Source organism: Desulfovibrio sp. 7SRBS1 (assembly GCF_049723905.1).
Lineage (GTDB): Bacteria > Desulfobacterota > Desulfovibrionia > Desulfovibrionales > Desulfovibrionaceae.
The window spans coordinates 4200220-4215750 of the sequence record NZ_JBJKFD010000001.1 but is presented as its reverse complement, the minus strand read 5'-3'; the positions used below and the strand labels follow the sequence as shown (position 1 = coordinate 4215750).

The window sequence follows — 15531 nt, the reverse complement described above, 5'->3', positions numbered from 1 at the left end:
ATGACCTCTTTCCGCAAAAATTATGGGACAGAGTGCGTAAAAAGCCAAGTCATACTTGATTCAATGTTTACTTTTCATTAAACAATGAAGATCATTGCTTATTGGGGTCTTTTTTTTAAGATACGTCAAAAAATAGCCCGCGTGGGCGCAGAGACAAGATCCCAAGTTTTTTCAGGAGAGCTACATGTCCGATGAATCAAGGGTTGCCGAAATCCTTTCCGGCTTTCTCAACGATTCCATTCCGGATTATATATTGGAAGGATCCAAGTCCATTCTCGACAATGGCGGCGTCACCAAGATCAGCCTGAACCGTCGGGAAAACTTCTGGGACATAGATGCCCAGATACATGGCGAGGACTTCCAAAACTACACTTCGGAACTGAGTGTCAACCTGGGTGACGGCAGCGTCAACTGCTTCTGCAACTGTCAGGATTCCTTTTCCGGCACCTGCCGTCATATCGGGGCCGCGGGGCTTAAGCTTCTAGCCTCCCTCAAAGACGGAGACGACCAGGAGCCGCCGCAGGTGCGTGGGGAATGGAGGCAATCCTTCCGTTCCTTCTTTTCATCAGACCAGGAACCAGAAGCCGGACGCCACTACATCATCTACCGCTTTCACCCGGAACCGGGCAGATTGCAGGTGGCCTTTTTCCGTGCGCGGCAGAACAAGTCGGGCCTTTCCCAGGTGCAGAACGAAATTACGCTGCAGCAGCTGGTGGAGAATCCCGAATGGAGCGAAGGCTGCCCGAATCTGCCCGAGGTCGCCCAACAGGTGGGCGAGTATCAGGACTACATGGGCCACCGTGTGGAACTGCCACCGGGCCTGCTTACCTGGTTCCTGTGGACCATCCAGAACGAATACTACCTTTTCTTTGAGGATACCGAGCAGCCCGTGCGCATCGAACGCAAAACCATGCGTCTGCAGCTCACGCCCACGCTCTCGGAAGACGGCCTCTCCTTCGACCTCATGCTCGGCGCCGAAGGCAAGCCTCCCTTCTCCATCCTTGGCCAGGAAGTCTTTTTCTACGGCCAGATGCCCTTGTGGGTATTGTGGAAAGGGACATTCTACCCGGTACAGACGGGCCTGGACGCCTCGCTCATCAAAGAGCTGGTGGAAAAGGACCCCCTGGTCCCGCACGACGATATCTCCGAATTTCTGGACCGCGTCTGGACCCAACTGCCGTCCAGCGATCTGTACGGGCAGGAAGAATTTCTGGAACGCATGGCCCCCATCTTCGCCCCGGCCACGTACAGCCCCAAGCTGTATCTGGACGAAGAAGGAAGCCTGCTGACCCTGCAGATCCAAAACGTCTACACCACGGAACACACCGAGGTGCTGCTCAACGGCCCCAACCCGGACTTCCAGACCGGAAGCTACCAGTACGACAACAAGTCGTACCTGATACGGCGGGACCAGCAGGCCGAAGCCGACCTGATGAACAAGCTTCAGGACATGAACTTCCAGCCGCGCAACAATGCCAACTGGTTCCTGGAGCCCGAGGAAGCCATCACCTTCCTGCTCGACTTCTACCCGGAGCTGGTCAAAATCTACCGGGTCTACGGTGAAAAGAACCTCACCCGCTACAAGGTCCGGCTTTCCCAGCCCGTGGTTACGGCGGAAATCGAGTCCAAAGAAGACGAAAAGTGGTTCAACTTTGAACTTACCGTGGAGTACGAGGGACAGAAGGTTCCCATCGAAAAGATCTGGAAGGCCTGGACACAGGGCAAACGTTACGTCCAGCTCAAGGACGGCTCCTACACAAGCCTGCCCGAATCGTGGCTGGAAAAACTGTCCGAAAAGCTCCGCGCCCTGGGCTACGACCCGGAAAAGCCGCCGCAGAAGACCTTCAAGCAGTTCGAGGCTCCGGTGCTGGACAAGCTGGTCGAGGACATCGACGAGCTGCACACCGACTCGTTCTGGAACTCGCTGCGCGACAAGATCCACAATTTCCGCCAGATAGACCCCATCCATCCCGTGGAACAGCTTCAGGCCACCCTGCGTCCCTACCAGGAACAGGGCATGAGCTTTATGAACTTTCTGCGCCAGTATGGATTCGGCGGCATCCTGGCCGATGAAATGGGCCTTGGTAAAACCATCCAGACCCTCTCGTTTCTACAGTTTCTCAAGTACAAGACCAGTGGCGCGCCCAGCCTCATCGTTGTGCCCACCTCGGTCCTGCCCAACTGGGAACGAGAAGCACAGAAATTTGTGCCCGACATGCGCCAGCTGGTGATTTACGGAACCAAGCGCGAGGGCATGTTCAAGAAGATAACGGATTCCGACCTTGTCCTGACCACCTACGCCCTGCTGCGCCGCGACCTGGACGAACTGCTCAAGTACGAATTCGGGGCGGTTATTCTGGACGAAGCCCAGAACATCAAGAACCCGAACACCATAACGGCACGTTCTGTGCGCAAACTCAATTCCAAGCTGCGCATCTGCCTGTCGGGTACGCCCATAGAAAACAACCTGTTCGAGCTGTGGAGCCTGTTCGAGTTTCTCATGCCCGGCTTCCTCGGTTCGCAGCACGCTTTCCAGCGCGGCATCATCAAGCCCATCAAGGATGGCGACGAGGACACCCTCAACTACCTGCGCAATCGGGTCAAACCGTTCATCCTGCGCCGTACCAAGGCCGAAGTTGCCAAGGACCTTCCACCCAAGGTGGAAACCACCCACTACTGCGACCTTGCGGAAGAGCAGATGGAACTGTACTCGGCCATTGCCAAAAAACTGCGCGACCAGGTGCTGGCAAAAGTGGACGAAAAGGGCCTTGCCAAGTCCCAGATGTCCATTCTGGACGCACTGCTCAAACTGCGCCAGATCTGCTGCCACCCGCGCCTGCTGAAACTGGACATGCCCGGCCTGACCACCAACCTGCCTTCGGGCAAGTTCGACGCTTTCAAGGACCTGGTTACCGAGGTCATTGCCGAAGGCCACAAGGTTCTGGTCTTCTCCCAGTTCGTGCAGATGCTGCACATCATCCGCAGCTGGCTGCAGATAGACAAGATTCCGTTCTGCTACCTGGACGGCACCAGCAAGGACCGCTTCGAGCAGGTGGAACAGTTCAACGCCAACCCGGACATCCCCATCTTCCTCATTTCGCTGAAGGCGGGCGGTACCGGCCTGAACCTGACCAGTGCGGACTACGTCATCCACTACGATCCGTGGTGGAACCCGGCCGTGGAAAACCAGGCCACCGACCGTACGCACCGCATCGGCCAGACCAGACAGGTCTTCTCCTACAAGATGATCTGCCAGAACACGGTGGAAGAAAAAATCCTCAAGCTGCAGGACCAAAAGCGCGGCATTGCCGAGTCCATCATCCCCGGACAGGATTCCTGGAAGTCCCTCACCAGGGAAGACCTGGAAATGCTGTTCGAGATTTAAACGGCCCCGGCCTCTCCATGAAAAAAAACTCCCCCGGACGATTGGTCCGGGGGAGTTTTTTTTTTCTACTGCGAGGAGAAAAAACCATGCTCAGTGTAAAATATCTGTGCTGATATTTGCCGTATTTACAGATACAATCATTTTACATATTTATCTTTATTCACATTACATTACGCATTGGAGCCATCATGTCTCGTACTTACGTTTATGTTCACGGATTCAACTCTTCTTGCCAAAGTACAAGCGCACAAAGATTGGAAGAAGCACTTCAGCTACCTATTCATAGATTGGATTACAAATCGCAAAATACATTCAAGGAGAATCTTGATCAGCTTGCCTTGCAAGTAAAAGATCTTGAAGAAGTCTTTCTTATCGGCACATCATTGGGTGGCTTTTATGCGGATCAATTACTGTTTACAATTGGATATCCAAAGGCATGCGGATGTGCTTTGTTCAACCCTGTTGTTCATCCTTGCGATCAGCTCGCCCAATTTTTGGGAAAAAATAAAAATTTTACAACGGATGAAGAGTATATTTTTACGAAACCAACGCTTGCAAGCTACGCAGACGCTCCTGATACCAGGGGACTACAGATACCAAGGGTGGTTTATATCGCCCACGATGACGAGCTCTTGGACCCTTTGGTTGCGTTGGAGTATTGGAAGGGACATTCCAAGGTAGTGGATATCAAGGGCGGCCATCGCATCAGCAGTTTCCGCCCTTATGCTCAGGAAATACTCGGGATGTAAAACGTTCCGAAACAAGGCTACGAGTAAGCCATACTCAACGACTGACTCCCCTGACAGAACAACCGCATTGCCTTAACAGCCACTCCCCACAGGCGGCTCAAAAAGGTGTGAGAACCAAAAAACTCGGTTCTCGCGAGGAGAATTCAATCGCGACGTGTACTCTTTACGTACACAAGCGACTTGAATTTTCCGCTGTAACGCTGCTATCGCGCTTTTTTCAGCAACAGCCTCCCCTGACAGAACAGCCCTATTGGTTTAACAGCCACTCCCCGCAGGCGGCTCAAAAAGGTGTGAGAACAAGGCGCAAGGAGAATTCAATCGCGACGTGTACTCTTTACGTACACAAGCGACTTGAATTTTCCGCTGCAACGCCGTTATCGCGCCTTTTTCAGCCGCCTATACCCTCAAACCTTGCGTAACCATGCAATTAACGCCACCAAAGGAATAATGGCGTACAGGGGCCAGTACACCCCTTTCCATACGGCAACGCCGGTAGCCCCGCCCAGCAGCAAAATGTACACCCAGGCCTCTATGAACTTGCTCAGGGTTTCCTTGGGAAACCTGGGTTCCAGATGCAGGTCGGGCATTCGGTCCCAATGAGAATCGGACCGGGTGCTTTCGTCTTCACGCCGGGAGGATTGGAGTTTGTGCCCGCAACGCACGCAAAAGCGCTCGTCGTCCGGGTTTTCCGAGCCGCATTTATTACAGATCATGGCTGAGCAATGCCTTGCCAGACTCTTTGGAGCAAAAAATAGTCATACCTAGTGCGTCCGTCATCCCTGTTCCCCCAAGTCAAAAGGCAGATCAATCTTGAGTACGGCCAGGGTAACGTCATCCTCAAACCCATGCCTGCCGGTAAACTCCCGCACCTTTTCTATAACCTTGGCTACAATAACCTTGGCAGGCGCGTCGTGGTATGTGCGGATAACTTCCCGAAAACGGGCCTTTCCAAACATCTCATCCCGATTGTTGCGGGATTCCCAGATGCCGTCCGTTCCGATAGCCACTATTTCGCCCGGCTGCAAAGTTGTTGTATACCGCTCGTAGACAAAGTCTTCCAAAACCCCCAGTGGAAGCCCGGAGCCATTCAGCTCCCGAAAGGAATCCGTAGCCGGATTATATACGGGTATGGGGTCGTGTCCCGCCCTTACCCAATTGGCAGTGGAAGCGGCCACATCCACATCGAGGTAGAACAGGGTCATAAAACGACCGGTCTTGTAGACGTCCTTGGTCAGCTCGTGGTTCACGTCGGTGACAATGGCGTCGATCTCGCCGGGAAGAGCCGCACGCTGCCGGATGAGGGCGCGCGCAGTGGTCATAAGCAGGGCCGCAGGCACACCATGGCCGGAAACATCCCCCACCAGAATGCTGACCCGTTGCCCGCAACGGTCGTGAAAACACAGGTAATCGAAATAATCTCCGCCCGTGGCATCGGAATAGATGCTGGATGCGGCAATATCCACCCCTGGGATTGACGGCGGTGCATCAGGCAGCAAATTCTGCTGCACCTCCCGGGCAAGCTGCATGGTCTGGCGGACCCGGACGTTCTCCTCAAGCTGGGGAACGACCGCATTGAACATGCGCCCCATCTCCCCGAATTCATCCCTGGAACTCGCTTTCAGGCGTACTGAAAAATCTCCCTTGGCCAGCTTGCGGGCACCGCAGCCGAGCGCTTCCAAGGGCCGGGTAACGCTACGCGAAAAAAGAAACGCCGCGCCCAGCACCAGAAGAATAACCACCATAAAGGTATAGCGCATCAAGCTGAACTGGCTGTCCACGGTTTGGTGTATCCACTCTTCGGCAGCCATGGCCGGCTTCAAAATGTGCTCGAACGGCACAATGCCGATGAGGGCGACAGTCCCATTATCCCGCAAATGCCCCACCACCCACAGGCTGTCTTTGTTCCGATAGGGCATGCGAAAGGTCTTGCTTTCGTTGCTCAGCACACTTTCGACCAACGAATAAAAGGTTCTTCTGTCGCTGCTTTCCAGCCACTCGGGAGCCAGTGGGCTACGCCAGTTTTTGGCCCGGCTGTCGCTGAACTCCCGCCCGGACAAAATACGCAATGCCCACTGCCCTGTAACACGCAGTCGTTCCCGGTCCGCATAAACAAGATAAAAGTTGGCATCCGGCACCAGCTCGGAATTGTCGGCGCTGTTTTTGGCAATCATCGTATCCAGCGACAAAACAAACGTGGCCACGCCCAAAAGTTTGCCGGAACTGGAAAGGATACGTTTGGAAAATGCCAGCACCGGCCGCCGCGTGGCCGGATCATAAAAGGGCATCGACCATTCCCGGTCGTTTTCGAGCAAAGATTTGTACCATTCCGTGGTGCGGGGGTCGTAATCGTCCGGAAAGGCGCCCGTGCCCGGATAGGTAAACAGGGTTCCGTTGGGCAGGGTTATCTGTGTCCACAACACTCCCGACTTGGTCGCATCCTGCACCTGGAAAAACAACGGCTGAATCCGCGACGCCTCAAGCGCCACACGCTCCCGCTGCTGCTTCGACATTCCTTGGGCAAAGCGTATGGAAGGCGCAGCGAACGAAATATCCAAATCCACCCTTCTGCCGCTGGGACGAGTACGGTAGTAGTCCGGGTGTTTCTGCAAGGGAATATTCACCCTGTCTTCCCGGAAATCCCCCACTGTAGGCGGCGGTCCGGTCAATCCGGGAATCTCACCGGCCTCGATCATGCCGGTTGCGGCATGGGTGAGAAAATACATGCCCACCTCCAGCACGTCCCCCCGCGTCCCCAGAAGAGCGGCAGTGTCTGTAACGTAAAGCGCCAGCCGCGCCTCGGCGTTGCTGGTCAGCGAATTTCGGATCTCGCCGATTATTTTGGTTGTCAGCCCCTTGAGGCTTTTTACCCCTCCTTGATGGAGGACGAACATCGGCCCAAGGGAAAGAACCAAAAGGAGAAAAAGGAGTTTCCAACGAAATTTCATAAAAGAGACTCTGCGCAAATCAACACTGCATGGCAAGCCTTTCCTGCCAGGAAACAGACAGCATCCGGCCCCACGGCAATGTCCGCTTCGCCAGGTCGCTCACACGTTGAAGCAATACAAATTGCAGATTAAGGGGAAGTACCTGTTTTACGCCAAAAACGCCGGATACGCAGAGTTTCTGCAACAGCCGCTTCATCGCCAACCAGCCGTCGCACGCTTTGGAACACAACTTTCGGGGAAATTCCCAAAAGATCGGCCTTTAATATGTCTCGGCTTTTCCCAACTCTTCCGGGGTCATGTCCCAATACGGAATGCCGGAACTGGTTCCCCGCAGTTTGACCTCGAACATTTCCCGCAGCCGCACCTTGGAGGCGGCAAACCAACGACGGCCGTCAACTTCCACCCAGCAGCCCTTCACCTTGGTGCGCTCGCCCGGTTGGAAAATCCGGGGCAGAAAATCAACATAGGCAAACGGCGCGACAATGACGTCCACCTGGCTGCCGTCGTCAAGTTTCAGGCGCATGCCCAGCCCCTCGGCCATGCCGGGTACGGGAGTAATCTTGAAAAACTGTTCAACATTGCCCTTGTATGTCTTGTATTCCCCGGGATTGTACAAGGCATCGAACGTACTGCCGCGTTCCCATCCCTTGTACTCCTTCTTGTCTCCGGCCTGAGCCAGCCCGACGCACAACACCATCAACACCGCCGTGAACATCAAAATTTTCTTCATACCCCGCTCCCTTTGCGTTGTAGTTCCCCGTTCAATATACCGTCCGCTCCCATCTGCCAACCAGCAGCCCGGAATTATAATGGCAGGCCCCATATTTCCTCAATGATACATCCCCGGCCCCGCGTTATTTCCAGCCAGCACAATACCCGGAATCATCACGCCAAATACACATGATGAGAGTATTCATCCCAAAAAAGAATTCTGCCAGGGACGACCATTTTTTCTCCAGGCCATTGACGCGTCCCCGGCTTTCCGTTCTATTGATCCAAGGAATAATTTTTCCATCCGTTCACAATACCCGGGAACGACGTTCCCGGCCCGACAGAACCATGGCTCTCAGTAAACACAACCTATACGGCAATCAGGAGGCGGGACAAAATGCTGCATAAAGTAAAAAAGCACGATGAACTTCCGGAGCAGGAACAAACCCTCGACCCCACATACGGTTCCCGGGAAATGGACTCTCCCATCCCCCGCTACAAAATGCCAGCAAATGAAATAAGCCCCAGGCAGGCGTACAACATCGTCCACGACGAAGTCATGCTGGACGGCAACTCGCGCCTGAACCTGGCAACATTTGTCACGACCTGGATGGAACCCGAAGCCCGCCAGCTCATGACCGAAACCTTTGATAAAAACATGATCGACAAGGATGAATATCCGCAGACTGCTGAAATCGAGATGCGTTGCGTGAACATGCTTGCCGATCTCTACCACTCCCCCCAGACCGGCGAAGCCTGCGGCTGCTCCACCACCGGCTCCAGCGAAGCCTGCATGCTGGGCGGCATGGCCCTTAAATGGAAATGGCGCGAACGCATGCAGGCCAAGGGCAAACCCACAGACAAGCCCAACATGGTCATGGGCATCAACGTGCAGGTGTGCTGGGAAAAATTCTGCCGCTATTGGGATGTGGAACCGCGCCTCGTGCCCATGAAGCCGGGCAAGTGGTTTCTGGAACCCGACGAGGCCATTGCCCATTGCGATGAAAACACCATCGGCGTGGTCGGCATCCTCGGCACCACCTTCACCGGCCAGTACGAGCCCATCAAGGAAATGAATGACGCTCTGGAAGCCTACAACGCACGTACAGGCCACGACGTGCCCCTGCACGTGGACGCGGCCAGCGGCGGCTTTATCGCCCCCTTTCTGCAGCCCGATCTGGAATGGGATTTCCGCCTCAAGTGGGTCAAATCCATCAATGTTTCCGGCCACAAGTACGGTCTGGTCTACCCCGGCGTGGGCTGGATAATCTGGCGCGACTGGGAAGAACTGCCCGAAGACCTCATCTTCAAGGTCAACTATCTGGGCGGAGACATGCCCACCTTTGCCATCAACTTCTCCCGCCCCGGCAACCAGATTCTGGCCCAGTACTACAACTTCCTGCGCCTGGGCCGGAAAGGCTACTACAAGATCCAAAAAAACTGCCAGGACATCGCCCTGTATCTGGCCGACCAGCTCGAAGCCAACGGCCCGTTCGAATGCCTCTCGCGCGGCAACGACATCCCCGTGCTCGCCTTCCGCATCAAGCCCGGTAAGGAATCCAACTTCTCGGTCTTCGATATATCGGAAATGCTGCGCCACCGAGGCTGGCTCGTGCCCGCCTACACCTTTCCCGAAGATTGCGAAGACGTGGCCGTGCTGCGCATCGTGGTAAAGGAAGGATTCTCACGCGATATGGCCGACCTGCTTATGCAGGACATGCAACGCGCACTGGACCACTTCGCCAACCAGCCCGGACACCAGGCAACACAACCCGAAACCACCGGCAAGGTGAACAAGCCCTGCTAGGTTGGTAGCCGAATAAACGAAGAAAGATGGGGGAGGAAAAACCTTTTTGAAAAAAGGTTATTTCCTCCCCCATACCCCCTCCTTTTCCAAAAACTTTTATTATTTCAGTCAGGTCCCTTCAGTTTATTATGGACAACTGAAAGACTCTTCCCCCCTGCCCCTCTGAAGTGCCATATAAAAAATGGACATTCTCTGAGAGGTTAGTCCGCTACGTTACTTTTAGCCTGGTGGATGTTTTCATATTCCACCGGGCTTTTATAACCGATTCCGGCATGCCGCCGTTTCCTGTTATAAAATCCTTCCAGGAACATGAAGATATCCAGTTTGGCTTCGGAGCGGGTCTGGTACCTGCTCCAATTTACCCATTCCCTTTTCAGCTTGCTGAAAAACGTTTCTGCAACGGCATTGTCCCAGCAGTTTCCCCTGCGGCTCATGCTACAAACCATTCCATTTTGACTCAGGGCTTTTCTATACAGTTCGCTGGTGTATTGACAGCCTTGGTCGCTGTGATGGAGCAATCCCGCTTTGGGGGATCTGGATTTAACGGCCATTGTCAGAGCCTTGCAGGCGAGATGTGAGTCCACGCGTTCCGACATTGCCCAACCCACCACGCGTCTGGAGAACATGTCCAGAGTAACAGCAAGATACAGCCAGCCTTCTCGTGTCGGAATATACGTAATGTCCGACGCCCATTTCTGATTCGGTGCCGAGGCTAAAAACTGTCGTGAAAGATGGTTTTCAGCCACAGGCGGATTCGGTCCAGTTTGACAGGGATAACGATGTTTTCGCTTCAACTTGGACTGCAGTCCAGCAGCCGCCAGCACCCGCCGCACTGTCTCCGGGCAACACCAAAACCCAACCTGCTCCACGACGTCCATATGCACCTTGCGATAGCCGTAAATTCCCCTACTGGCGTGATACGACTTCTGTGCTGCGGCAAGGACCAGCTGCCGCTTCAACGCCAGTCTACCGGGCTTTCGCCTTGCCCACGCATAATAGCCGCTTCTGCTGACGGACAGAACTTTGCAAAGAACCTTCGTCGGGTAATGTCCCCTTTGCTTTGCGATCCACGCGTACTTTACAGGGACTCTTTTGCAAAGTACGCCGCTGCCTTTTTTAGAATTTCATTCTCCATGCGCAGGCGGGCATTCTCGTCCCTCAGCTTGGCATAATCGCTGGCAGCTGACGTGCTTTCCTCTCTGGGAGAAAGTTCGCCACTTGCACGATACTTTCTAACCCAATCACGAACTGACCAGCCGCTACAGCCAAGCTGCTGTGCAACCTCAGAAAAGGAATACCCTTGTTCGACAACAAGCTTTGCCGCTGACAACTTGAAATCTTTTGAATATCTCATACGTGCCACTATGCTCTCCTGTTGGAGCGAACAGTAACCTCTCGGTTCGTGTCCGTCATCTATAGGGCACTTCACTCTTTCTTCAAAAGCTTTTCCTAACAACAGCCATATCCCTTCAATCAGTCGCCAATGGTTTGAGAACAAGGCGCAAAAAAAATTCATGACGACGCGTATTCTTTTATACGCGAGGGGGCGGATTGTTTGATGCAACGAAGCTATCGAGCCATTACTGACATAATCCCAGGCGAGTGGTAATGGTTTGAGAGCAAGGCGCAAGAAAAAAATCATGACGACGCGTATTCTTCCATACGCGAGGATTTGATTTTTTTTGCAGCAACGAAGCTATCAGGCCATTACCACTCGCCTGGAATAACCTCCCCACACTCCACACACTTACTGTCCTCCAGCGTATTGCTCAATACCCTGAAACCGCTGCGTTCAATGCACACATTTCCGCAGGAAGGACAAAAAGTGGAGTTGGAGGCATGGCCGTGGACATTGCCCACGTAGATATGGCGCAGCCCGGCCTCTTTTCCGATGCGCTCGGCCTTTTCCAGGGTCTGCACGGGAGTGGGGTCACGATCCACCATGTAAAAGGTGGGATGAAAACGGGAAACATGCCAGGGCGTATCCGACGAAAGCTCCGTGGCAATAAAGGACGCCAGCTCGGTAAGCTCCTCGGTGGAATCATTGAGGCCGGGGATGACCAGGGTTGTGACTTCGAGCCACCAGCCCAGTGATTTGATATGCTTGAGGTTGCGCAGCACCGGGTCGAGGCGCGCGGAGCACTGCACTTTGTAGAAGTCGTTCCGAAAGGCCTTGAGGTCGATATTGGCGGCGTGGATATAGGGTGCCAGCTCGTCCAGACACTCCGTGCTCATAAATCCGTTGGAAACAAGAACGTTCTTGAGATTTTTTTTAACAGCAAGCATGGCCGTATCGCGGACCATTTCGAAAAACACGGTTGGCTCGGAATAGGTATAGGCAATGCTGGCGGCGCCGGCATCGAGCGCCGCACCGACGATATCCTTTGGTTCGACTTCCTGCCCGGTGACGGGTTGCCCCTGCCGGGGACGCTGCGACATGGTGTAGTTCTGGCAAAACCTGCAGCCCATGTTGCATCCCACGGTGCCTATGGAAAAGGCGGTGCTTTGGGGCAGAAAATGATACAGGGGTTTCTTTTCTATGGGGTCCAGGTTGGCTGCAGCCAACTTGCCGTAGACCATGGAAACAAGAGTGCCGTCGTGGTTTTCGCGCACTCCGCACTGCCCCGCCTGACCGGGGCCGATGATGCATGCGTGGGCACACAGACGGCATTGCACCTTGCCATTATCCAGTTTGTTCCATAAAAGCGCCTGACGCATTGGTGGCTCCGGATCAGTTCGGTTTCGGCCATGGGATGATAGGCTTCACTTCGATGGTGCCGTTGAAGCCGGGATCGGTACAATTTTTTTCTTTCGGTTTAACGCGAATCACATTGTCCTGACGTTTCGCACCCTTTCCCGAGGGATTCTGAATTTCGATTCTGCCGCTTCCCACGGAAATGGTCTGGTCCTGTCTGTCTTTGGCCGTGTCTTTGTTGGGCTTGTACGCGGCCTGCGCCGGATTTGCCATCCAAAGCCAGCCCCAAAGAACCGAAACAGCCACCAGCAGCGCGGCCAGTGCAAAGCCTGTACGGAACAGAGCGCAGTGCTGTTTGGAAGGGGAATTGAAAACTATTTTGGCCTGTTCCATGAGAATTCTCCTTGAGTTCGAGGAAGGGACCAAATATATACTTCTAGGTGCAGGCGGGTTGCGAAACAATTGTGTCGTACTTTCGCGTTATCGCCCGCACACATGTTTTTTCGTTCTTGCCGCTCCCGGCGGCGGTGGCTACGGCCACTTTAGAATATTTGGGACCGGTTTGTCCCGGTCCGACAAACTCCGGATGCGACACGGATGAGAAGCAACGTTAATTACGGGAGAATGGGGTAATGTCCGATCGCGCCTCGGCGTATAAGAAAGCTGGTGTAGATATTGAAGCAGGCAATGCGTTTGTCAAGAACATACGTGACATTGTCAAATCGACCTACACCAAAGGTGTCGTAACCGATATCGGCGGTTTTGGCGGTCTCTTTAAGATGGATCTGCAAGGCATTGAAGAGCCTGTGCTGGTAGCCGGTGCGGACGGTGTCGGCACCAAGCTGAAGCTTGCCTTTGCCTTGAACCGCCACGATACGGTCGGTATCGACTTGGTTGCCATGAGCGTCAACGACGTTCTGGTCCAAGGTGCGAAGCCTCTGTTTTTCCTGGACTACTTCGCAACCGGCAAGCTGGACGGAGATGTCGCCAAAGCAGTCGTGGCCGGGGTGGCCGAAGGCTGCCGTCAGAGCCAATGCGCCCTGCTGGGCGGGGAAACAGCTGAAATGCCCGGGTTCTACCCCGACGGCGAATACGACCTTTCCGGCTTCTGCGTGGGCATAGTGGATAACAACGCCATTGTGGACGGCTCAGCCACCGCCATGGGCGACAAGGTCATCGGCATTGCTTCCAGCGGTCCGCACTCCAACGGATATTCGCTTATCCGCAAGCTGCTGGACGAATCCGGTCTGCAGCCCGACGATACGCTTCCTGGATCGGACAAAACCGTGGCCGACGCATTGCTTGCCCCCACGATCATCTACTCCAAGGCCATCACCAACGTGCTTCGTGACTTTGAAATAAAGGGCATGGTCCACGTAACCGGCGGCGGATTCTACGACAACATTCCGCGCATTCTGCCCAAAAACGTTGCCGCGCACATCAACTTCAATTCCTGGCCCAAAACTGCGGTATTCGAGTGGTTGAAAAAGCAGGGCAACATGGGCTGGCCGGAAATGCTGCAGATCTTCAACTGCGGCATCGGTTACGTTGTCATCGTCTCGGAAAAGACCGCACAGGACGTGATGCAGCGTTTGGAGGCCATGGGGCACCAGGCCTGGGAAATCGGCGATATTCAGCACCTCAACGAAGGTGAAGAGCAGGTTGTGGTTAATTTTGCCGAATCCTGCTGAACCGTTCAGAGGTTGCTGATAAAGGCACGATAACGGGGTTGCTTCGAAGGTTTCAAACCTTTTTGTGGCTCACCTTTCTAAGCAGTCTGTCGGATTGAATTTCATAAAAAACAAGGGCACTCCATTCGGAGTGCCCTTTCTTATTTCGTAAGAAACGACGTGATTTCTCTCGGGACCTCGACGACTAATCCAAAGAGGGATTGAAGTAGCCGAACTTGAGCCAGGGAGCCCGCCGTTTCAGCCGCTTTTTAAAGTTGGTCAGTCCCATGACCGGCCCTGTTTCCACGTCTTCCATAAGATTCAGGTACAGTTCCGGGTCCAGGTTCAGGTTGCGAAGCTGGATGAAGTCCACGTGGCAGTTCTCGACCAGATCGCCCAAGGCCTCGGTTTCCGCTTCCGTATCCGTAAAGCCGGGAAAGAACAGCAGGTTCAGCGAAACAAAAATCCCGTGCTCCTTGGCCTGCTCAATGGTCTGCACCACGTCTCCGAATTCGTAGCTTCGGGGCCGGTAGTACCGGTTGTAAGATTCGGCCCGGGCCGAGTTGAGGCTGCAGCGGATCGAGTTCAGTCCGGCCTCGGCCAGCGGCTTCATGGTCTTGGGCAGGCTGGCGTTGGTATTGATGTTGACCGTACCGAGTCCACCCTGGGCGCGGAATGCGGCAATGGATTCGGCAATGACCTCGGCCTCGGTAAGCGGTTCACCCTCGCAGCCCTGGCCGAACGAATAGATGGGATTTTTCGCCTTGCCGCCGTGTGCCAGCATTATCTCGGAAATTTCCGAGGCCTTCGGGGCAAAGGCAATCCGCTCCTGGGTGGAGGGAAACGGCGACTCGTCCGGCTGCAGAGAAATGCAGCCCACGCAGGCCGCGTTGCAGGCCCTGGCCGTGGGCAGGGGACATTCAAACCGCCCAAGGGCCATGTTCTTGGCCGCCGGGCAGCCGTAAGTCAGGGCGCACCCTGCCAGATGGCGTACCAGACGGTTGTCCGGGAAGCGCTTCATCCATTGGGTCGCACCTTTCTGGATGCGTTTGGGATCTATGTTGGAAAAGACCTGCCTCCGGTCCTGGTCCACCTTCTGGGCGCAGACCCAAAAAGTATCTTCGGCATATCCCACGGCAGAATACGCGAACAGGGGCAGGGTTTCGGCGTCCTCGCCGGTCTGGTAGGCGCTGGTGCCGCAAACCGTATGCCCCGGGGCGATAAATGCGGCAACAGCCGCATCGTCCATAACTTCCAGCTCACCCGTTTCCGGGTTCAGCCCCAATGCGTTGCGGCCTTCCAAAAGAAAAAGTTCGCTCTCCTCCGGCAGGGGGATAAGCTCGTCCGGTCGCGGCAGGGCCAGTTCCCGGCCCTTGCGGCAGACCATAAGAAGTTCGGGATGGTCGTAAAGTTGTCCATCCTCGCCAGCCATAAGCAGACGCGGCTGTGGCTTGGTACGTTTTTTTGCGGGCATGCGGCCTCCTTTGCGGCAGGCACTTTGGAGCACAAACAGACGGCTTTGGCAACTGGGAACGCGGCCCCCTCCCCCAAGCCGGCTAGATTTACAAT

At 54.6% G+C, this 15531-nt stretch carries 12 protein-coding genes; 4 read left to right on the top strand and 8 right to left on the bottom strand.

What is annotated here, in order from left to right:
* Positions 1-184: 184 nt before the first annotated feature.
* Positions 185-3385, top strand: a complete 3201-nt coding sequence (locus tag ACI0FJ_RS18540; protein ID WP_424305897.1) for an SNF2-related protein — start codon at positions 185-187, stop codon at positions 3383-3385.
* Positions 3386-3573: 188 nt separating this feature from the next.
* On the top strand, positions 3574-4134 hold the full coding sequence (locus ACI0FJ_RS18535) for a YqiA/YcfP family alpha/beta fold hydrolase (protein ID WP_424305895.1): 561 nt from the start codon (positions 3574-3576) through the stop codon (positions 4132-4134).
* A 404-nt stretch (positions 4135-4538) separates the two neighbouring features.
* Here the strand turns inward: ACI0FJ_RS18535 and ACI0FJ_RS18530 are convergent, their stop codons facing one another.
* The 3 genes from ACI0FJ_RS18530 to ACI0FJ_RS18520 all read right to left on the bottom strand — a co-directional run bounded on the left by ACI0FJ_RS18530 (position 4539) and on the right by ACI0FJ_RS18520 (position 7809).
* Positions 4539-4847: a zinc-ribbon domain-containing protein gene (locus ACI0FJ_RS18530; RefSeq protein ID WP_424305893.1), complete on the bottom strand. Its 309-nt coding sequence runs from the start codon at positions 4845-4847 to the stop codon at positions 4539-4541.
* A 60-nt stretch (positions 4848-4907) separates the two neighbouring features.
* The gene (locus ACI0FJ_RS18525) at positions 4908-7079 is read right to left on the bottom strand and encodes a SpoIIE family protein phosphatase (protein ID WP_424305891.1); all 2172 of its coding nucleotides are present in this window, start codon (positions 7077-7079) and stop codon (positions 4908-4910) included.
* Between the two features lie 259 nt (positions 7080-7338).
* A complete protein-coding gene (locus ACI0FJ_RS18520) occupies positions 7339-7809 on the bottom strand; it encodes a hypothetical protein (RefSeq protein ID WP_424305889.1) in 471 nt (156 codons plus the stop codon).
* 378 nt (positions 7810-8187) lie between these two features.
* On the opposite strand from ACI0FJ_RS18520, the gene ACI0FJ_RS18515 reads away from it, so the two are divergent.
* Positions 8188-9597, top strand: coding sequence for a glutamate decarboxylase (locus tag ACI0FJ_RS18515; RefSeq protein WP_424305887.1), 1410 nt, complete (start codon positions 8188-8190; stop codon positions 9595-9597).
* 200 nt (positions 9598-9797) lie between these two features.
* On the opposite strand, the gene ACI0FJ_RS18510 is transcribed toward ACI0FJ_RS18515, so the two are convergent.
* The 4 genes from ACI0FJ_RS18510 to ACI0FJ_RS18495 all read right to left on the bottom strand — a co-directional run bounded on the left by ACI0FJ_RS18510 (position 9798) and on the right by ACI0FJ_RS18495 (position 12685).
* Entirely contained in the window at positions 9798-10664 is an 867-nt protein-coding gene (locus ACI0FJ_RS18510; protein WP_424306474.1) for an IS3 family transposase, read from the bottom strand.
* Positions 10665-10675: 11 nt separating this feature from the next.
* On the bottom strand, positions 10676-11239 hold the full coding sequence (locus ACI0FJ_RS18505) for a transposase (protein WP_424305885.1): 564 nt from the start codon (positions 11237-11239) through the stop codon (positions 10676-10678).
* Positions 11240-11304: 65 nt separating this feature from the next.
* Positions 11305-12315 carry an AmmeMemoRadiSam system radical SAM enzyme gene (amrS, locus tag ACI0FJ_RS18500; protein WP_424305883.1) on the bottom strand — a complete coding sequence of 337 codons (1011 nt, stop codon included), beginning with the start codon at positions 12313-12315 and terminating at the stop codon, positions 11305-11307.
* A gap of 13 nt (positions 12316-12328) precedes the next feature.
* A complete protein-coding gene (locus tag ACI0FJ_RS18495; RefSeq protein ID WP_424305882.1) occupies positions 12329-12685 on the bottom strand; it encodes a hypothetical protein in 357 nt (118 codons plus the stop codon).
* 239 nt (positions 12686-12924) lie between these two features.
* Between ACI0FJ_RS18495 and purM the strand changes: the two genes are divergently transcribed.
* A complete protein-coding gene (purM, locus tag ACI0FJ_RS18490; protein WP_424305880.1) occupies positions 12925-13983 on the top strand; it encodes a phosphoribosylformylglycinamidine cyclo-ligase in 1059 nt (352 codons plus the stop codon).
* Between the two features lie 184 nt (positions 13984-14167).
* Here the strand turns inward: purM and ACI0FJ_RS18485 are convergent, their stop codons facing one another.
* Positions 14168-15436 (bottom strand): radical SAM protein, encoded by a 1269-nt coding sequence (locus ACI0FJ_RS18485; protein ID WP_424305878.1) that lies wholly within the window; start codon positions 15434-15436, stop codon positions 14168-14170.
* Positions 15437-15531: the final 95 nt, after the last annotated feature.